The organism is Burkholderia sp. RF4-BP95, assembly GCF_001521985.1.
Taxonomy (GTDB): Bacteria; Pseudomonadota; Gammaproteobacteria; order Burkholderiales; family Burkholderiaceae; genus Burkholderia; species Burkholderia diffusa.
In genome coordinates this window covers 62486-80178 of sequence record NZ_LOSX01000072.1, presented here as the reverse complement: position 1 = coordinate 80178, position 17693 = coordinate 62486, and the positions used below count along the sequence as shown (strand labels likewise).

Genomic DNA, 17693 nt, shown 5'->3' with positions numbered 1-17693 from the left:
GGAGCGGTAGTTCAGTCGGTTAGAATACCGGCCTGTCACGCCGGGGGTCGCGGGTTCGAGTCCCGTCCGCTCCGCCAAAAAAAATGAAGAAGCCCGCCTTGCGCGGGCTTTTTCATTTGTATCGTTGATCGCGCCCGCTTGCGGGCGTTTGACTGCGGAGTGGAGGAAGCCGCCTGCGCGGCTTCCGGCGGGACTCGAAGGGCTGCGCGTGCACGCGCAGCCGCGGCCTGCGGGATGTAGGCGAGTCCCGTCCGCTCCGCCAAAAATGAAGAAGCCCGCCTTGCGCGGGCTTTTTCGTTTGCATTGCCGATCCGCGTGTCGCTACGAGAAATTCGCGATTGCATCCACCCGCGACTGCGCTATCGTGGCGGGATGCGTACTTGACCCCCGCGCGATGCTCGATCCGACCGACCTGCGATTGCTGTATCAGCTCCGGCCAGCAGAGCCTGGCGATTTTCCGTTTGCCGAGGCGCTCACGCACGGCAACATGGGCGGCTATTACAAGCGCCATGGGCTCGTCTGGCGTAGCGACCTGTTCTATGCGAGCTGGCGCGAATCCGAGAACTTCATTCTGGAAGCCGATGGCGAGCGGATCGGCGTGCTACGCGTGACCGAGGAGGGCGACTCGCTGCACATCCGCGATGTGCAGATCGCCGCCGGCCATCGCGGGCAGGGGGCCGGCACCTACATGCTCGACATGTCGCACCGCTGGGCGCGCGCCCGCGGGCTGCGCGAACTTCAGTTGCGCGTGTTCGTCGACAATCCGGCCGCGAAGCTCTACCAGCGCATGGGGTACCGCGTTACCGGGCCGAGGCTGGCGCAGCTCGGATCGATCCGCCATATGGTGCGCGCGGTCTGAACGCGTAACGGCACAAGGCCGCGGGCAACATGGCGACGTCAGCGTGCGGTGCCGATCGCGTCGTCGTCGGGGATGTCGCTGGCGGCGATGTCGTCTTCCGCGCCGCGATGCTCGTAGCCTCGCAGCATGAATGCGCGCGGGCTTTCGCCGAACGCGCGCCGGAACATCGCCGAAAACGCGCTCTGGCTCTGATAGCCGAGTTCGCGCGCGATGTGCGATAGCGGACGCCCCTGGTTCAACAGCGGAATCGCGCGCGCGAGCAGCGCCTGCTGCCGCCACTGTGAAAAACTCACGCCCAGCTCCTGCTTGAACAGCCGCGAAATCGTGCGCGTGCTGGCGCCGACCTCACTCGCCCAGTGTTCGAGCGATTCCGCGTGCGCTTGCTGTGCGAGCACCGACTCGCACAGCAAGCGCAGCCGCTTCTCGTCGGGCATCGGCACCGCGAGCGGCAGCGGTTCGGCGCGGCTCAATTCGTCGAGCACGAGCCCGCACAGCAGCCGTTCGCGCTCGCCGCTCAGGTCGCGCGCGTCGAGTGCGACGATCAGTTCGCGCAGCAAGCCCGTCACCTCGACGACGCGGCACGCGTCGAGCCCATCCGGCACGACCGACTCGTCGATATACAGCGTGCGCAAGTACGCTTCCTCGACGATCACGACCTCGTGCGTGACGTGCGGCGGCACCCAGATCGCGCGGGAGGGCGGCACCATCCAGGTCGTTCCGGTCGTCGCGACGCGCAGCACGCCGCGCGACGCATACGCAAGCTGCGCCCACGCATGCGTGTGCAGCGGGATCCGGCGGCCGGCATCCACCTGCCGCGCCCGGACGCGCATCGGGTGGACGCGGGTCGGCGCGAACTCGGGCGGAATGTCGATGACGTCGTAGGGATTCGATGCGTCGGCTTGGGCAGGCGGATTCATGGACGATTCGGTCGGCGCGGCGGCAATGCCGTTATTTTAGAAGGCGCCGCGCAGGCGCATGCGGCGGTTTTTCGGCCGATAATGCACCGTTCAAATGAACTTTGTATGGGGCCGCACGCATTCCGGCCCACGCAAGCCGGGTTCAGGGCCAGCGCGCCGCGTCGTGCCGAAAGAACCATCGGGCCGCCGGCGCGGTCTATCGATGCGGGCGCGTCCTCGCGCGAGCGGCGCCCCGGCGACGCCGGCGCCCGCGGCGCGGCCGCGACGGCCCGGCCCGGCACGGCAACACCTGAATCAAAGAGGAGAACCACAATGCGCTACGTATTCGTCTACGGCACGTTGAGAGCGGGAGAAGCCAACGACATCGGCCATGCGGCCGCGCGGCACGGGATCGCCGCGCCGACGCTGCTCGGTGCGGCCGCGCTGCCGGGCGAACTGTACGATTTCGGCACGTATCCGGGCATGGTCGCCGGGCCGGCCGGCCAGTCGCTGGTATGGGGCGACGTCTACGAGATCGACGAACAACTGGTGCCTGTGCTCGACGAGATCGAGCGCGTTTATCCGGGCGTCGACGCGCTGTTCCGGCAGGAGCCGGTGACCGTCGAGCTCGGCGGCCGGACGTATGCGTGCGTCTACTATCCGGTCGCAGCGCATGCGGCAGCCGACCGTCCGCGCATTGCGTCGGGCGACTGGGTTCAGCACCGGCGCGAGCGGGAAGCCGCCTGAGCGTCCGCGCGGCGAACGGCTGCACGGCAAAAGGAAAAAGCGCCCCGCGGGGCGCTTTTTTCATGCCGCCGTGTTGCGTGTCGCGTGTCGCTCGACCGGCGGGCAGGACGGGGCGGGGCGAGCAGGTCGACCCCGTCCGCGTCGTCAGATTTCCTCGTACAGCGGCAGCGTCAGGAATTCGGTGAAGCCTTCCGACGTCGACATCTGTTCGAAGATCGCCGCGGCACGCTCGTACGGCTGCGTGTTGCCGCCGACCGAACGCTTCACGTTCTCGAGTTCGACCTTCGCGAATTCGCGTACGAGCTCTGCGGTGACCTTGCGGCCGTCGTCGAGCACGCCCTTCGGCGAGCGGATCCACTGCCACACCTGCGAGCGGGAAATCTCGGCGGTCGCCGCGTCTTCCATCAGGTTGTGGATCGGCACGCAGCCGTTGCCGTCGAGCCAGGCGCCGAGATAATGGATGCCGACGTTGATGTTGTTGCGCAGGCCGGCTTCGGTGATCGGCGCTTCGGGCTGGAAGTCGAGCAGGTTCTTCCCTTCGATCTGGACGTCGTCGCGCTGCTTCGTGATCTGGTTCGGCTTGTCGCCGAGCACCTTGACGAATTCTTCCATCGCGATCGGCACGAGGCCCGGGTGCGCGACCCAGCCGCCGTCGTAGCCGTCGGTCGCGTCGCGCTGCTTGTCCGACCGCACGCCGCCCATCGCCTTGTCGTTCGCTTCCGGATCGTTCTTGATCGGAATCAGCGCGCTCATCCCGCCGATCGCCGGCGCGTTGCGCTTGTGACAGGTCTTCAGCAGCAGCAGCGCGTATGCGCGCATGAACGGCACCGTCATCGTGATCTTCGAGCGGTCGGCCAGGCAGAAGTCGCGGTCGTTCTTGAACTTCTTGATCGCCGAGAAGATGTAGTCCCAGCGGCCGGCGTTCAGGCCCGAGCTGTGTTCGCGCAGTTCGTACAGGATCTCGTCCATCTCGAACGCCGCGAGGATCGTCTCGATCAGCACCGTCGCGCGGATCGTGCCGCGCGGCACGCCGACTGCCTCCTGTGCGGCGACGAAGATGTCGTTCCACAGGCGCGCCTCGAGATGGCTTTCCATCTTCGGCAGGTAGAAGTACGGGCCCGAGCCGCGCGCGATCAGTTCCTTCGCGTTGTGGAACAGGAACAGCGCGAAATCGAAGATGCCGCCGGACACGCGCTGGCCGTCGACCGTCACGTGCTTCTCGTCGAGGTGCCAGCCGCGCGGACGCACGATCAGCGTCGCGACCTTGTCGTTCAGCCGGTACGACTTGCCGTTTTGCTCGAGCGAAATCGTGCGGCGCACGGCGTCCTTCAGGTTGATCTGGCCGTCGATCTGGTTCGTCCAGTTCGGCGCGTTCGAATCCTCGAAGTCCGTCATGTACGAATCGGCGCCGGAGTTCAGCGCGTTGATGATCATCTTGCGCTCGACGGGGCCGGTGATCTCGACGCGGCGGCATTGCAGGTCGGCCGGCAGCGGCGCGACCTTCCAGTCGCCTTCGCGGATCGCCTTCGTATCGGCCAGGAAATCGGGGCGTTCGCCGGCGTCGAGGCGCTTGGTGCGCTCGACGCGGGCCTGCAGCAGCGCCTGGCGGCGCGGCTCGAACGCGCGGTGCAGCGCCGCGACGAGTGCGAGCGCTTCAGGCGTCAGGATCGCTTCGTAACCCGGCTTGATTTCGCCGGTGATCGCCATGCCTTGCGGCAGCGTGATCGGGGTGCTCATGAGTCTCATCTCCTTGGTCGGTCAGTTGCGGTTTCGGTGAAGGGGGAAGGCGGCAGCGCCGCGAACGTCATGCGCCCGGGCCGGGGCGCGCGCGGTTCGCGGGTCTGCCGGACGGAGCCGGGGTGGCGAGGAATGCGAGCAGGTCGGCCATGCCGCTGCCGGTGCCGTCGGGCGGCGCGCCGAGTTCCTCGGCGGGCGCGCCCGTGCGGTTGAGCCAGAACGTCGTGTAGCCGAACCAGGCGGCGCCCGCGACGTCCCAGGCGTTCGACGACACGAACACGATGTCGCGCGGATTCGCGCCGAACGCGGCGGTGCCGAGCGCGTACGCGACCGGGCTCGGTTTGTACGCGCGCACCGCGTCGGCCGACAGCACACGATCGAACAGGCCGGTCATGCCGGCGCTCTTGATCGCGATGTCGAGCATCTCCGGGTTGCCGTTCGACAGGATCGCGAGCGGCGGGCGCGGTTCGAGCGCGCGCAGCTTGCGCAGCGCGGGCACCGTGTCGGGATAGGTGGACAGGCACGCGTATTCGTCCATCAGCCGCTTTTCGGCCGCGCTGTTCAGCGCGAGGCCGAGCAGGCGCGCGGCGAACCGCAGCGCGTCCAGCGTGATGTCGCGGAACGGCCGATAGCGGGCGCCGGACGGATCGGCGAGCGTGCGCAACTGCGAGTATTCGATTTGCTTGCGTCGCCACAGCTGCGACAACCGCTCCCCGTGACCGGGAAACATCTGCTCTGCCGCGGCCACGACCGCATGCACGTCGAACAACGTGCCGAATGCGTCGAAGAGGATTGCGTCGGGAGAGGAGAGTGTCGTTGTGGCCGACATAGCCTTGCGCTCCAGTTTCAGAGGTCGGATCGATTCTATTCGTGATAACAGGTGCTAAAAAAGACGCTAATCATCACTTGATCTTTTACTTTCATATACATAATCTTGACCGCTCAAGCTATTTGGAGGGCGGGAGCGCCGCCCTGGCGAGTCATGGACCGGTTCAAACAGATCGAAACGTTCGCCGCGGTCGCGGCGAAGGGCAGCCTGTCGGCGGCCGCGCACGCGGAAGGCGTCGCGCCGGCGATCATCGGCCGCCGCCTCGACGCGCTCGAGGAGCGGCTCGGCGTCAAGCTGCTGGTGCGCACGACGCGCAAGCTCACGCTGACCTTCGAGGGTTCGGCCTTCCTCGAGGATTGCCAGCGGATCATCAACGACATGCAGAACGCGGAGGCGAGCGTGTCTGCCGGCGGCGTGAAGGCGAGCGGCCACCTGCGCATTTCCGCGCCGGCCGGCTTCGGCCGGCGCCACGTCGCGCCGCTCGTGCCCGAATTCAGCGGCGCGCATCCGGACGTGTCGGTCACGCTCGACCTGTCCGACCGGATGGTCGATCTGGTCAACGAAGGGTTCGATTGCGCGGTGCGGCTGGGCGAGCTGCCCGATTCGTCGCTGGTGTCGCTGAAGCTCGGCGAGAACCGGCGCGTGTGCGTCGCGTCTCCCGCGTATCTCGCGCGGCGCGGCACGCCGGCCACGCTCGCCGAACTCGCGCGCCACAACTGCCTCGCGCTTGCCGCGAACGCGAACCAGCAGCGCGGCTGGGCGTTCCAGGAGGACGACAAGGTCGTGTCGATTCGCGTAAACGGCACGATGGAATGCTCGGACGGCGCGGTGCTGCACGAGTGGTGCCTCGCCGGGTACGGCCTGGCATGGCGCTCGTGGTGGGAAGTCGGCGACGACATCGCGGCCGGGCGCCTCGTCAGCGTGCTCGATGCGTTCGCGGCGCCGCCGATCGGCATCCACGCGGTATTTCCGCAGCGCCGCCACCTGCCGCTGCGCGTGCGCCTGTTTCTCGATTACCTGAAACATACGTACGAGCGGCCCGGGTATTGGGGCGAGTAGGGCGCGCCCGCCCGCGCGTTTCCGATATGAGGGCGAACCCGCTGCCGGCGCCGGTCGCCCGGTTTCGCGCACTACAATCGAAACTGGCATGCGCGACGCGCCGGGGTCGGCCCGCATGGGGTCGCGGCGCGCGCGGTGCATCTGACGCAGGAGGGCGCGATGTTCCGGCACATCCTCGTTCCAACCGACGGCTCCGAGCTGTCGCAGAAGGCGATCGACGGCGCGATCGACCTGGCGCGCGCGGTCGGCGCGCAGGTCACGGCCTATGCGTGCCTGCCGCAGTATCCATACTCGCCGTTTTCCGAAGTGATCATCGAACCGCCCGCCGATTTCCGGGCGCGTAGCGAGCGCGAGGCGCGCGCGCACCTGGACGACGTGCAGGCGGCCGCGAAGGCAGCCGGCGTCGTCTGCGACAGCTGGACCAGCGTGCATCCGTCGCCGTATCTCGGCATCATCGAGGCAGCCGAACGCGGTGGCTGCGACGTGATCTTCATGGCGTCGCACGGACGCCGCGGGCTCGGCAGTCTGCTGATCGGCAGCGAAACGCAGCGCGTGCTGACCCATACGAAAATTCCGGTGATCGTCTATCGGTAGCCGCGGCGCCGTGCAGGGCCGCGCGGGCGGCGGCACGGCGGCGCCGCTGAAAAAAGGCGCGCCGGACGAAGCCGGCGCGCGTCGTTGCAGGCGGCCGCAGGCCGCGCGGCGGGTCGCACGGGTCACCGCGCGCCAGCCGTCTCCTCCCTGATTGTTGTCCCATGCCGCCGATGCCGCGCCGTCGCATGACGGGCGGGCATCGGCGTGACGCTTGCTTTCGCGTGTTACGCGACCTTCTTGCCGTCGAAGAACTGTTCGTCTTCGGTCGAGCCGTGCAGCGCGGTCGTCGAGGCTTCGCGCTCGACCGTCTGCGTGACCGCGTCGAAGTAGCCGGTGCCGACTTCGCGCTGGTGCTTGACGGCCGTGAAGCCCTTGTCCGCCGCCGCGAACTCGGCCTGCTGCAGTTCGACGAACGCACTCATCTGCGTGCGGGCATAGCCGTGCGCGAGGTTGAACATCGAGTAGTTCAGCGCATGGAAGCCGGCCAGCGTGATGAACTGGAACTTGTAGCCCATCGCGCCGAGCTCCTTCTGGAACTTCGCGATCGTTGCGTCGTCGAGGTTCTTCTTCCAGTTGAACGACGGCGAACAGTTGTACGACAGCATCTTGCCCGGGAACTGCTTGTGGATCGCTTCGGCGAATTTCTTCGCGTACTCCAGATCCGGCTTGCCCGTTTCGCACCAGACGAGATCGGCGTACGGCGCATAGGCGAGGCCGCGCGAGATCGCCTGCCCGATGCCCGGCTTCGTCCGGAAGAAGCCTTCGACCGTGCGCTCGCCCGTCAGGAACGGCTTGTCGTTGTCGTCGATGTCGGATGTGATCAGGTCCGCCGCTTCTGCGTCGGTCCGCGCGACCAGCACGGTCGGCGTGCCCATCACGTCGGCCGCCAGACGCGCCGCCGACAGTTTCGCGACCGCTTCGCGCGTCGGCACGAGCACCTTGCCGCCCATGTGGCCGCACTTCTTCACCGACGCGAGCTGGTCCTCGAAGTGGACGCCCGATGCGCCTGCCTCGATCATCGCCTTCATCAGTTCGAACGCGTTCAGCACGCCGCCGAAGCCGGCTTCCGCATCGGCAACGATCGGCGCGAAGAAGTCGACGTAGCCCTCGTCGCCCGGGTTCTTGCCTTCGGACCACTGGATCTGGTCGGCACGCGTCAGCGTATTGTTGATGCGCTTGACGACGAGCGGCACCGAGTTCGCCGGGTACAGCGACTGGTCCGGGTACATTTCGCCCGCGACGTTCGCGTCGCCGGCCACCTGCCAGCCGGACAGGTAGATTGCCTTGAGGCCGGCCTTCACCTGCTGCATCGCCTGATTGCCGGTCAGCGCGCCGAGTGCGTTGACGAACGGCTCTTCGTTGATGAGGCTCCACAGCTTTTCCGCGCCGCGCTTGGCCAGCGTGTGCTCGACGACGATCGAGCCGCGCAGGCGAACCACGTCCTCAGCCGTGTAGCTGCGCTTGATACCCTTCCAGCGCGGATCGGTTTCCCATTGCTTTTGCAGTTCCTGTGCCTGTTGCTGTCGCGACATGATGAGCTCCTTGATGCGATGTGTTGCCAGATCGGTCGAATCGGACGGTACTGATGCCGTTCTCGAAACGGGGGCAGGGTGTGCGCCGTTTTCGGGAAGTCTTGTATAAGAGTTTAGGCAAGCCGATCGGAGCAAAACAGAGGTTGGCTCAGGAAGTTTTAAATTTTTTAATCGTTATTAATCAATGTGTTGCGCATTCTATTTCGCAATGGGAAACGATTTTTCCCATCTCGCAATTGTAAGGTTGTGCCGCGCAGCATGATTTTTTACGACTCAAAAAAATTTTCCGTATCGTGAAATATGGCGCGGGACGAAAAAAAACCGGCGCGGGTGCGCCGGTCTGCCGGATGGGCGGGGCGGCGCGGGGCCGCCCGGGCGTGCTTACGACGCCGAATTGCTGCGACGCGGGCCGCCGCTGCGCTGGCCGTCCCGACGCGGGCCGCCGTCACGGCTGCCGCCCGGCTTGCCGCTCCAGCCGCCGCCATTGCCGCCGCCGTAGCTGCGGCCGTTGCCGCCATGACCGCCGCCCGGCTTGCCGCCGAAACGACGACCGCCGTTACCGCCGCCCGGACGGCCGCGGCCGCCGGTGCCGCGATCGTTGCGCGGGGGGGCCTTGCGCGGCTCGAAGCCTTCGATCACGTTGACCGGCAGCGGCGAGCGCACGAAGCGCTCGATGCGCTTGAGCGCGCCTTGTTCGGCGTGGTGCACGAGGCTCACCGCGGTGCCCGAACGGCCGGCACGGCCCGTACGGCCGATACGGTGCACGTAGTCTTCCGCGAACTTCGGCAGGTCGTAGTTGAACACGTGCGTGATGCCCGGGATGTCGATGCCGCGGGCCGCGACGTCGGTCGCGACCAGCACGCGCACGCGGCGCTCGCGCAGCGCACGGATGGTGCGGTTGCGCGCGCCCTGCGGCAGGTCGCCGTGCAGCGCGGCCGACTGGAAGCCGGCGTCGGCGAGACGGCCGGCGAGCTGGTCGGCGTCGATCTTGGTCGCCGTGAAGATGATCGCCTGGTCGAGCGCGTCGTCGCGCAGCAGGTGATCGAGCAGACGATCCTTGTGATCGCGGTCGTCGACGTAGTGGACGGTCTGCGCGATGTTCGCGCGCGACTCGATCTTCGCCGTGATCTCGATGCGCTCCGGATCCTTCAGCAGGCGGCTCGTCAGCGAACCGATCTTGCCGTCGAGCGTGGCCGAGAACAGCATCGTCTGGCGCGACTCGGGCGTCGCGGCGACGATCGTCTCGATGTCGTCGATGAAGCCCATGTCGAGCATGCGGTCGGCTTCGTCGAGCACGAGCATCTTCAGTTCGGACAGGTCGATGCGGCCGCGCTCGAGGTGGTCGAGCAGGCGGCCCGGCGTGGCGACCAGGATCTCGGGGTTCTTCGCGAGCAGCATCAGCTGCTGGCCGTAGGCGACGCCGCCGAGGATGCTGACCGTACGCAGACGCTTCAGGTGCTTGCCGTAGGTCGACGCGGCCGTGGTGACCTGCATCGCGAGTTCGCGGGTCGGCGTCAGCACGAGCAGGCCCGGGCGGGCGACGGGTTGCGGGCGGCGCGCACGGCGGTCGCCCTGGTTCGGTTCACGCGGCGCACGCGGTTGCTGCGCCTGCGTCTTCTGAAGCTGCGCGAAACGTTCGATCGCGGGCAGCATGAATGCGGCCGTCTTGCCCGAACCGGTCGGGCTCGACACCAGCAGGTCACGGCCGGCGATGCCGGCCGGAATCGCGCGCTGCTGGACCGGCGTCGGCTTGGCGTAGCCGGCGGCCTGCAGCGCGGAGACGATCTCCGGCGACAACCCGAGCGACGCGAAAGTCGGCTCGTCCGACGCCGGTTCGACCGCGGCCGGTGCGGCGGCGTTCTCGAGACCGAGCGCCTGGTCGGCGATCGCGTTGAGCGGGCTGGAGTTGATGCTCGAAGTCATAACAATCCTTGAAACACAGTGGGTGAAACGTCGGCGCCAATCGCGCATACCCAAGTCGTCGGATTCAGCGAGCAAATCGGGAAACGGGTGCAATCCGCCGAACCGTCGGCGGATGAGGCATTAGAAGCTGTTTTGGGTGCGGCGCGCTTCTGGAGCGGGGCCGCCAGCCTGATAAGTGACGACCGCGAGGGTCGAAGCAGGAGGGGACAGGTTCTAAACCGGATTGGAGCTTAACGCTACGAGGCGTCGGGCCGGAACGGCTTGCGAGCCGAGCGCGGGAGATGACGCAGCCAGCATTATAAAGATATTTGCTGCGCTGCGCCACTGATTTGATTGCCTATTGCCGCGGGCGGGGCAGGTCAGGACGCCGTGCCGTTCTTCAGCGATTCGACGAGCTCGATGTATTGCTGCTTCGCCGCATCCTGGGTCGTGCCTTTCAGCGCTTCCCATGCGTCGTACTTGTACTTGCCGACGATATCGGTGAAGCCGGGCTTGTCGCCGTGCGCGTCGCCGTCGGTCGCCTGCTTGAAGAGCGCGTACAGGCGCAGCAGCGTCAGGTTGCCCGGTCGCTCGGTCAGTTGCTTGACGTCGATCTGGGCCTGGTCGAATTGGGCGGTGAGTTCGCTCATCGTGTGTCTCCGTAAGGGTTTCAAGTCGGCCGATCTTAACAAGCGCCGCGCCGCGCGGGGTCGAGCGATCCTTCCAAACCGCCGGCCGCGCGGCGCGCGCAACGCGATCGGGTCCGATCGCCCGTGGGAGCGGGGCGCCGCATTACAATGTCGGCCATGACGCAAACAGTGCTCCTCGCCATCGATACGTCGACCGAATACTGCTCGGTCGCGCTGCTGCGCTCGGCTTCGGCCGATGACGCCGTTTCCACCCCGCAAACCTGGGTCCGCCACGAGCTGACGGGCGCCGTGTCGAGCACGCGCGTGCTGCCAGCGATCCAGGAACTCTTCACCGAATCGGGCCTCACGTTCGCCGATTGCGACGCAATCGCATTCGGCGCGGGCCCCGGCTCGTTCACCGGGCTGCGTACCGCGACCGGCATTACCCAGGGGCTCGCGTTCGGGCGCGGGCTGCCGGTCGTGCCGGTCGGCACGCTGCTCGCGTGTGCCGAGCATGCGCGGCTGCGCGCGCCCGGCACGACGCGCGTGCTGGCCGCGCTCGATGCGCGGATGGATGAAGCGTACTGGGCCGACTTCGCGTGGGACGACCAGGCAGGCGACTGGCGCACGCTGCATCCGGCGTCGCTCGATGCGCCGGGCGCCGTCGGCGTGCCCGACGCGCCGTTCACGCTCGCGGGCAACGCGGCGGCCGCATTCGGCGCGCAGCTGCCGGCCGCCGCCGCCGCGGCCGTGATCGACGGCGACGCGCTGCCGCATGCGCTGGCGGTCGCGCATGTCGCGCTGAGGGCGTTCCGCGCCGGCCGTACGGTGCCGGCCGACCGGGCTGCACCGGAGTACGTGCGCGACAAGGTCGCGCAGACCACCGCCGAGCGCATCGCGGCCCGCGCGGCGCAGACGGGCGGAGCGAAAGGATGACGGGCGTATTGTTGAGCGACCGCTATCTGTCGCCGATGACGGATACCGATCTCGATGAAGTCGTCGCGATCGAGCAGGTCGCGTACGAATTCCCGTGGAGCCGCGGCAATTTCGAGGATTCGCTGCGCAACGGCTATTTCGGCGTATGCCTGCGGCACGTCACGGGCGCGCTCGTCGGCTATTGCGTGCTGATGCCGGTCATCGACGAGATGCATCTGCTGAACCTGTGCGTTGCCCCGGCGGCCCAGCAGTCGGGCGCGGGCCTCGCGCTGCTGCGCGAAGCCGTGCGCATTTCGCGCGCCGAACGGCTCGACGGCGTGCTGCTCGAGGTGCGGCCGTCCAATCCGCGCGCGATCCATCTGTACGAGCGCTTCGGCTTCGTGACGATCGGCCGGCGCAAGAACTACTATCCGGCGCGGCATCGCAGCCGGGAAGACGCGATCGTGATGCGTCTGACGCTGAACAAGGACGAAGGGGACGCGCATGGCGTGGGCTGAAGCAGCGCTCGAGGAAATGGGGCTCGCGCAAATATGGGTGCGGCGCGGGCAGCGTGCGGAAGGCGATGAAGCGGGCGCAACGCCGACGGCCGCGTCCGGCGCGGGGGGCGAGGTGTCCGCCGTTGCGACCGCAACCGTCGCGGCGACGCCTCGGCCGGTCGCGGAGCAGCCTCGCGACACGCAGCCGCCTGCGACGCGTGCGTTCGCACGCGACGATACGCCGCCGGTCGGCGCAACCGCACGCGCTGCGGCACCGGCGGGCGAGGCCGGTTCGGCTGCACGTGTCGCGAGCGATGACGACCGCGCACCCACCACGCCCGCACCGGCCGCTGCCGCGGACGACATGCCGCCCGTCGCCGAGGACGATTTCGCCTGGTTTGACGCGGCGCCGCCCGGCGATCCGCTGCCGCCGGCCGAATCGCGTCCCGCCGCAATCCCGGTGGCGATGCTCGACTGGGATGCGCTGGCCGACCGCGTTGCCGGCTGCACGAGCTGCCGCCTGTGCGAGAAGCGCACCAATACCGTGTTCGGTGTCGGCGATCGCGAGGCGGACTGGATGCTGATCGGCGAGGCGCCGGGCGAGAACGAGGACAAGCAGGGCGAGCCGTTCGTCGGCCAGGCCGGCAAGCTGCTCGACAACATGCTGCAGTCGCTCGCGCTCAAGCGCGGCGACAACGTCTACATCGCGAACGTGATCAAGTGCCGCCCGCCGGGCAACCGCAATCCGGAACCGGACGAGGTTGCGCGCTGCGAGCCGTACCTGCAGCGCCAGGTCGCGCTCGTGAAGCCGAAGCTGATCGTCGCGCTCGGCCGCTTCGCCGCGCAGACGCTGCTGAAGACGGACGCGAGCATTGCCTCGCTGCGCGGCCACGTGCACACGTATGAAGGCGTGCCGGTGATCGTTACCTATCACCCGGCGTACCTGCTGCGCAGCCTGCAGGACAAGGCGAAGGCGTGGGCCGACCTGTGCCTGGCGCGCGATACCTTCCAGCGGCCAGAGGGTGACGACGCGAACGGGCCGGCCGGACGATGACGCGCGGCGCGGCGTTCGCGTTCGTCGATACGCTGCACGATGCCGCGGTCCGCGATCTGGGCTGGCTCCTCGCGAGCCCGAGCCTGCTCACCGCGGCGCCCGGCGCGCCGCTCGCGCATCCGTGGTCGGACGCGGTCGAGCGCGTGGCCGTCGAAGCGTGGCTCGTCGCGCTCGATGCCGCGCCGGCGCCGCTGCACCGCGCACTCGACGGGCTGCGGCCCGTGCGACTCGGCCGCTATGCCGAATGCCTGCTCGAGTATTTCCTCACGCACGGGCCGTCGCTGCGGCTCGTCGCCGCCAATCTGCCGCTGCGCAGCAACGGCAAGACGCTCGGCGAAGTCGATTTCCTCGTCGATGCGCCGGGCGGGCAGCGCTTGCACTGGGAACTCGCGGTGAAGTGCTATCTGTGCGCGCCGGTGGACGGCGACGCAACGCTCGCGGATTTCGTCGGGCCGAATCTCGTCGACCGCCTCGACCGCAAGCGCAGCCGCTTGCTCGAGCATCAATTGCGGCTGAGCGATCGCCACGGGTTCGCGCTGCTCGGCTACGGCGCGCCGTCCGATGCGCAGATGTTCATCAAGGGCTGGCTGTTCTATCCGCACGGCGTGCCGCTGCCGCCGGTGGCCGCGGAAATCGCGGCCGATCATCCGCGCGGGTTCTGGCTCACGCATGCGCAGTGGCCGGCCTGGGCGGCCGCGCAACCTGGTGGAGCGGCGTGGAACGTGCTGCCGCGGCTGGCGTGGCTCGCGCCGCGACGGGTGGCGGCGGACGCCGCGCCCGAACCGCTGGCGCAGTCGCTCGAGCTGCCGTCCGTATTGACGGCGCGCCAGGCGCCTGCGTTGATCGGCGTGCATCGACACGACGGCGATGGCGTATGGCGGGAGACGGCACGCGGCTTCATCGTCCCGGACGACTGGCCGGCGCGTGCGCGGGCGTTCGCCGCGCAGGACCACTGACGCCGCGTCAGCCGGCGCTTACCACCAGCGATGGAAGTGATGGACGGGGCCGACGCCGTGGCCGACGTCGAGCCGGCCGCTCGCGGCGATCGCGCCGGTCAGATAGGCCTTCGCTTCGCGCACCGCGCTCTCGAGATCGGGCTGTTGCGGCAGCAGCGCGGCGATCGCCGACGACAGCGTGCAGCCGGTGCCGTGCGTGTTGCTGACCGGCACGCGCACGCCGTCGAACCGCACCGTATGCGCCGCATCGACGAGCCAGTCCGGGCTCGCGGCGGTATCGGGCAGATGGCCGCCCTTCATCAGCACGGCGCGTGCACCGGTCTTCAGCAGCAGCTGACCTTGCCGGACCATCTCGTCTTCGGTCGTCGCCGGCGCATCGCCGAGCAGGGCGGCCGCTTCGGGCAGGTTCGGCGTGACGACGGTCGCGAGCGGCAGCAGCGCGTCGCGCAACGCGTCGACCGCATCGGGCGCGAGCAGCGCATGCGAGCTCTTCGAGATCATCACCGTGTCGAGCACGACGAAGCGCGGCGCATGGCGCCGCAGCGCGTCGGCCACCGCGTGCACGATCGCCGCGTTCGCGAGCATGCCGATCTTGACCGCATCGATGCGGATGTCGTCGAACACCGCGTCGAGCTGCGCGGTCACGAACGCGGCGTCCGGCGCGTGCACGCCGGTCACGCCGCGCGTGTTCTGCGCGGTCAGCGCGGTGATCACGCTCGCGCCGTACGCGCCGAGCGCGGAGAAGGTCTTGAGGTCGGCCTGGATGCCCGCGCCGCCGCCCGAGTCGGAGCCGGCGATCGTCAGGACGTTGGGTATCGGGTGCGTCATGATGGCAAGGCGCCGGTTCGAAGACCGGCGCCGACGGACGGAAACAGGAAGTGTAGCGTCAGTGCCGCGATTCGCCGATCAGCGCGACCGAGTCGAACTGACGCTGGTTCGCCTGGTGGCGACGCATCACGAGCCACATCGTCAGGCACACGAACGTGCCGAACAGCACGATCACGACGCCGACCGGCACGTCGAGCCAGACCAGCACCGCATACAGGCACAGCATCACGAGCACCGACAGGTTCTCGTTGAAATTCTGCACCGCGATCGAGTGGCCGGCCGACAGCAGCACGTGGCCGCGATGTTGCAGCAGTGCGTTCATCGGAACCACGAAGTAGCCGGACAGCGCGCCGACGCAGATCAGGAAGATGTACGCGACGATCAGGTACGCCGGCAGGCGCAGGTGGCCGAAGTGCACGGCCCAGTGCGACGGGAACAGGTCGCGCGTGTAGAACGCCATCAGCATGACCGCGATGCCCATGATGATGCCGACGGGCAGCACGGTGAGCGACTTCTTCAACGGGATCCGCGCGGCGGCGGCGATCGCGCCGCCCGCGACACCGACCGCGACCACCGCCTGCAGGATCGCGCCTTCGGACAGCGACATGTTGAGCGAGACTTCGGCCCACTTCAGCACGATGAACTGCAGCGTCGCGCCGGCGCCCCAGAACAGCGTCGTGACCGCGAGCGAGATCTGGCCGAGCTTGTCGCGCCAGAGCACCATGAAGCAGTCGGCGAAGTCGGTGAGGAGCTTGACCGGGCCACGCTCCTGCTTCGGGTAGCGCGCGCCCGTATCGGGGATCCGCAGGTTGAAGATGGCGGCGATCACGTAGATCGCCATGATGATCACCATCGCCGCTTCGGCGGGCGTGGCGATCCAGGCTGGCGTGTGCGCGATCACGTGCGACGCGATGTGCGGGCTGATCAGCGCGCCACCGAGCACGGTGCCGAGGATGATCGAGCTGACGGTCGTGCCTTCGATCCAGCCGTTCGCGGCGACGAGCCTGTCGGCCGGCAGCAGCTCGGTCAGAATGCCGTATTTCGCGGGCGAGTAGGCCGCGGCGCCGAAGCCGACGATCCCGTATGCGATCAGCGGATGAGCACCGAACAGCATGATCAGGCAGCCGACCACCTTGATCGAGTTGGTGATGAACATCACGCGGCCCTTCGGGCGCGAGTCGGCGAACGCACCGACATACGCCGCCAGCACCACGTAGGACAACACGAAGAACAGCTTGAGCAGCGGTGTCATCCAGTTGGGGGCGTGGAGGTCTTTCAGCAGGGCGATGGCGGCGATGAGAAGCGCATTGTCGGCCAACGACGAGAAAAACTGCGCGGCCATGATGGTGTAAAAACCTTTTTTCATCTGATGCGATGCTTTCGTCGCTGCGGCAGGGCCGCGTAGGCCGCCTGGTATGCGATCGGCTTATTCCGTTCGAAATGGGTTGTGCGCACGGCTTTATAACACGAAAATACGGCAATTCGGACTAGCAAGATTCCCCGATCGTTCCGCAAATTGTCGGCTTCGGTGCTCAAAAGGCACGGTAAGCTGATGATTCGCAAGCGTCTTTACGTAAATTTCCCATGCCGCGCCCGATCTCCGCCACCATCCATACCGCCGCTCTCGCGAACAATCTCTCCGTCGTCCGCCGATTTGCCGGCCCGTCCAAGGTCTGGGCGGTCGTCAAGGCCAACGCGTACGGCCACGGTCTCGCGCGCGTGTTTCCCGGCCTGCGCGGCACCGACGGCTTCGGCCTGCTCGACCTCGACGAGGCCGTGAAGCTGCGCGAGCTCGGCTGGGCCGGCCCGATCCTGCTGCTCGAAGGGTTCTTCCGCTCGACCGACATCGATGTGATCGACCGCTACAGCCTCACGACCACCGTCCACAACGACGAACAGATGCGGATGCTGGAGACGGCGCGGTTGTCGAAGCCCGTCAACGTGCACCTCAAGATGAACAGCGGGATGAACCGGCTCGGCTACGTGCCGGAGAAATACCGCGCCGCGTGGGAGCGCGCCCGCGCGTGCCCCGGCATCGGCCAGATTACGTTGATGACCCATTTTTCGGACGCGGACAACGAGCGCGGTGTGGCCGAGCAGCTCGCGACGTTCGAGCGCGGTGCGGAAAACATTGCCGGTGCGCGCAGTCTCGCGAATTCGGCGGCCGTGCTGTGGCATCCGGATACGCACTTCGACTGGGTGCGCCCGGGGATCGTGCTGTACGGCGCGTCGCCGTCGGGGCTGTCGGCCGACATCGCCGACACGGGCCTGAAGCCCGCGATGACGCTCGCGTCCGAGCTGATCGCCGTGCAGACGATCGCGAAGGGGCAGGCGATCGGCTACGGCTCGACGTTCTCCGCGCAGGCGCAGATGCGCATCGGCGTCGTCGCGTGCGGCTACGCGGACGGCTATCCGCGCGTCGCGCCCGAAGGCACGCCGGTGATCGTCGACGGCATCCGCACGCGGATCGTCGGCCGCGTGTCGATGGACATGATTACCGTCGACCTGACGCCGTGCCCGCAGGCCGGCGTCGGCGCGCGGGTCGAGCTGTGGGGCGACGCGCTGCCGATCGACGACGTCGCGCGCCATTGCGGGACCATCGGCTATGAACTGATGTGCGCGGTCGCCGGCCGCGTGCCGGTGCGCGCGGAATAAGGGC

The 17693-nt window shown here is 67.7% G+C and carries 17 protein-coding genes and 1 tRNA gene; 10 read left to right on the top strand and 8 right to left on the bottom strand.

The features are described from left to right. Both WS46_RS24380 and WS46_RS24375 read left to right on the top strand, forming a co-directional pair. Positions 1–77: transfer RNA gene (locus tag WS46_RS24380), tRNA-Asp, on the top strand. Between the two features lie 317 nt (positions 78–394). Then, complete coding sequence (locus WS46_RS24375) at positions 395–859, top strand: GNAT family N-acetyltransferase (RefSeq protein ID WP_059692012.1); 465 nt, start codon at positions 395–397, stop codon at positions 857–859. Between the two features lie 38 nt (positions 860–897). Here the strand turns inward: WS46_RS24375 and WS46_RS24370 are convergent, their stop codons facing one another. Next, positions 898–1776: a helix-turn-helix domain-containing protein gene (locus tag WS46_RS24370; protein ID WP_059692011.1), complete on the bottom strand. Its 879-nt coding sequence runs from the start codon at positions 1774–1776 to the stop codon at positions 898–900. Positions 1777–2088: 312 nt separating this feature from the next. On the opposite strand from WS46_RS24370, the gene WS46_RS24365 reads away from it, so the two are divergent. Continuing rightward, a complete protein-coding gene (locus WS46_RS24365) occupies positions 2089–2502 on the top strand; it encodes a gamma-glutamylcyclotransferase (protein ID WP_059692010.1) in 414 nt (137 codons plus the stop codon). Between the two features lie 144 nt (positions 2503–2646). Here WS46_RS24365 and aceB read toward each other — a convergent pair whose 3' ends face one another. Together aceB and WS46_RS24355 are read right to left on the bottom strand one after the other, a co-directional pair. Then, positions 2647–4239, bottom strand: a complete 1593-nt coding sequence (gene aceB, locus WS46_RS24360; RefSeq protein ID WP_059692013.1) for a malate synthase A — start codon at positions 4237–4239, stop codon at positions 2647–2649. A gap of 67 nt (positions 4240–4306) precedes the next feature. Then, complete coding sequence (locus tag WS46_RS24355) at positions 4307–5068, bottom strand: haloacid dehalogenase type II (RefSeq protein WP_059529252.1); 762 nt, start codon at positions 5066–5068, stop codon at positions 4307–4309. Positions 5069–5221: 153 nt separating this feature from the next. On the opposite strand from WS46_RS24355, the gene WS46_RS24350 reads away from it, so the two are divergent. Then, positions 5222–6127: a LysR family transcriptional regulator gene (locus WS46_RS24350; RefSeq protein ID WP_059529255.1), complete on the top strand. Its 906-nt coding sequence runs from the start codon at positions 5222–5224 to the stop codon at positions 6125–6127. A gap of 159 nt (positions 6128–6286) precedes the next feature. Next, positions 6287–6721 (top strand): universal stress protein, encoded by a 435-nt coding sequence (locus WS46_RS24345; RefSeq protein WP_057929788.1) that lies wholly within the window; start codon positions 6287–6289, stop codon positions 6719–6721. A 224-nt stretch (positions 6722–6945) separates the two neighbouring features. Here the strand turns inward: WS46_RS24345 and aceA are convergent, their stop codons facing one another. The 3 genes from aceA to WS46_RS24330 form a co-directional block, all read right to left on the bottom strand. Beyond that, positions 6946–8253 (bottom strand): isocitrate lyase, encoded by a 1308-nt coding sequence (gene aceA, locus WS46_RS24340; RefSeq protein WP_059529257.1) that lies wholly within the window; start codon positions 8251–8253, stop codon positions 6946–6948. Between the two features lie 381 nt (positions 8254–8634). Further along, positions 8635–10176 (bottom strand): DEAD/DEAH box helicase, encoded by a 1542-nt coding sequence (locus WS46_RS24335; RefSeq protein ID WP_059692009.1) that lies wholly within the window; start codon positions 10174–10176, stop codon positions 8635–8637. 359 nt (positions 10177–10535) lie between these two features. Further along, on the bottom strand, positions 10536–10805 hold the full coding sequence (locus WS46_RS24330; protein WP_059529263.1) for an acyl-CoA-binding protein: 270 nt from the start codon (positions 10803–10805) through the stop codon (positions 10536–10538). A 147-nt stretch (positions 10806–10952) separates the two neighbouring features. Between WS46_RS24330 and tsaB the strand changes: the two genes are divergently transcribed. Genes tsaB through WS46_RS24310 form a run of 4 tightly spaced genes read left to right on the top strand, consistent with a single transcriptional unit; the run spans position 10953 to position 14206 of the window. Beyond that, the gene (tsaB, locus tag WS46_RS24325) at positions 10953–11720 is read left to right on the top strand and encodes a tRNA (adenosine(37)-N6)-threonylcarbamoyltransferase complex dimerization subunit type 1 TsaB (RefSeq protein WP_059692008.1); all 768 of its coding nucleotides are present in this window, start codon (positions 10953–10955) and stop codon (positions 11718–11720) included. Next, positions 11717–12217 carry a ribosomal protein S18-alanine N-acetyltransferase gene (rimI, locus tag WS46_RS24320; RefSeq protein WP_059529269.1) on the top strand — a complete coding sequence of 167 codons (501 nt, stop codon included), beginning with the start codon at positions 11717–11719 and terminating at the stop codon, positions 12215–12217. Before tsaB ends, rimI begins: the two co-directional genes overlap by 4 nt. After that, positions 12204–13250 carry a uracil-DNA glycosylase family protein gene (locus WS46_RS24315; RefSeq protein WP_059692007.1) on the top strand — a complete coding sequence of 349 codons (1047 nt, stop codon included), beginning with the start codon at positions 12204–12206 and terminating at the stop codon, positions 13248–13250. Before rimI ends, WS46_RS24315 begins: the two co-directional genes overlap by 14 nt. Then, positions 13247–14206: a DUF1853 family protein gene (locus WS46_RS24310; protein WP_059692006.1), complete on the top strand. Its 960-nt coding sequence runs from the start codon at positions 13247–13249 to the stop codon at positions 14204–14206. Before WS46_RS24315 ends, WS46_RS24310 begins: the two co-directional genes overlap by 4 nt. An 18-nt stretch (positions 14207–14224) precedes the next feature. On the opposite strand, the gene thiD is transcribed toward WS46_RS24310, so the two are convergent. Then, complete coding sequence (gene thiD, locus WS46_RS24305; protein WP_059692005.1) at positions 14225–15034, bottom strand: bifunctional hydroxymethylpyrimidine kinase/phosphomethylpyrimidine kinase; 810 nt, start codon at positions 15032–15034, stop codon at positions 14225–14227. 58 nt (positions 15035–15092) lie between these two features. Then, the gene (gene lplT / locus WS46_RS24300; protein ID WP_059529280.1) at positions 15093–16400 is read right to left on the bottom strand and encodes a lysophospholipid transporter LplT; all 1308 of its coding nucleotides are present in this window, start codon (positions 16398–16400) and stop codon (positions 15093–15095) included. A gap of 218 nt (positions 16401–16618) precedes the next feature. On the opposite strand from lplT, the gene alr reads away from it, so the two are divergent. Then, complete coding sequence (gene alr, locus WS46_RS24295) at positions 16619–17689, top strand: alanine racemase (RefSeq protein ID WP_059529283.1); 1071 nt, start codon at positions 16619–16621, stop codon at positions 17687–17689. Positions 17690–17693: the final 4 nt, after the last annotated feature.

What these genes read in the sequence shown, in the direction of transcription:
- WS46_RS24375 (WP_059692012.1), top strand. Translation starts at nt 395, where the DNA reads ATGCTCGATCCGACCGACCTGCGATTGCTGTATCAGCTCCGGCCAGCA.
- WS46_RS24370 (WP_059692011.1), bottom strand. Translation starts at nt 1,776, where the DNA reads ATGAATCCGCCTGCCCAAGCCGACGCATCGAATCCCTACGACGTCATC.
- WS46_RS24365 (WP_059692010.1), top strand. Translation starts at nt 2,089, where the DNA reads ATGCGCTACGTATTCGTCTACGGCACGTTGAGAGCGGGAGAAGCCAAC.
- aceB (WP_059692013.1), bottom strand. Translation starts at nt 4,239, where the DNA reads ATGAGCACCCCGATCACGCTGCCGCAAGGCATGGCGATCACCGGCGAA.
- WS46_RS24355 (WP_059529252.1), bottom strand. Translation starts at nt 5,068, where the DNA reads ATGTCGGCCACAACGACACTCTCCTCTCCCGACGCAATCCTCTTCGAC.
- WS46_RS24350 (WP_059529255.1), top strand. Translation starts at nt 5,222, where the DNA reads ATGGACCGGTTCAAACAGATCGAAACGTTCGCCGCGGTCGCGGCGAAG.
- WS46_RS24345 (WP_057929788.1), top strand. Translation starts at nt 6,287, where the DNA reads ATGTTCCGGCACATCCTCGTTCCAACCGACGGCTCCGAGCTGTCGCAG.
- aceA (WP_059529257.1), bottom strand. Translation starts at nt 8,253, where the DNA reads ATGTCGCGACAGCAACAGGCACAGGAACTGCAAAAGCAATGGGAAACC.
- WS46_RS24335 (WP_059692009.1), bottom strand. Translation starts at nt 10,176, where the DNA reads ATGACTTCGAGCATCAACTCCAGCCCGCTCAACGCGATCGCCGACCAG.
- WS46_RS24330 (WP_059529263.1), bottom strand. Translation starts at nt 10,805, where the DNA reads ATGAGCGAACTCACCGCCCAATTCGACCAGGCCCAGATCGACGTCAAG.
- tsaB (WP_059692008.1), top strand. Translation starts at nt 10,953, where the DNA reads ATGTCGGCCATGACGCAAACAGTGCTCCTCGCCATCGATACGTCGACC.
- rimI (WP_059529269.1), top strand. Translation starts at nt 11,717, where the DNA reads ATGACGGGCGTATTGTTGAGCGACCGCTATCTGTCGCCGATGACGGAT.
- WS46_RS24315 (WP_059692007.1), top strand. Translation starts at nt 12,204, where the DNA reads ATGGCGTGGGCTGAAGCAGCGCTCGAGGAAATGGGGCTCGCGCAAATA.
- WS46_RS24310 (WP_059692006.1), top strand. Translation starts at nt 13,247, where the DNA reads ATGACGCGCGGCGCGGCGTTCGCGTTCGTCGATACGCTGCACGATGCC.
- thiD (WP_059692005.1), bottom strand. Translation starts at nt 15,034, where the DNA reads ATGACGCACCCGATACCCAACGTCCTGACGATCGCCGGCTCCGACTCG.
- lplT (WP_059529280.1), bottom strand. Translation starts at nt 16,400, where the DNA reads ATGAAAAAAGGTTTTTACACCATCATGGCCGCGCAGTTTTTCTCGTCG.
- alr (WP_059529283.1), top strand. Translation starts at nt 16,619, where the DNA reads ATGCCGCGCCCGATCTCCGCCACCATCCATACCGCCGCTCTCGCGAAC.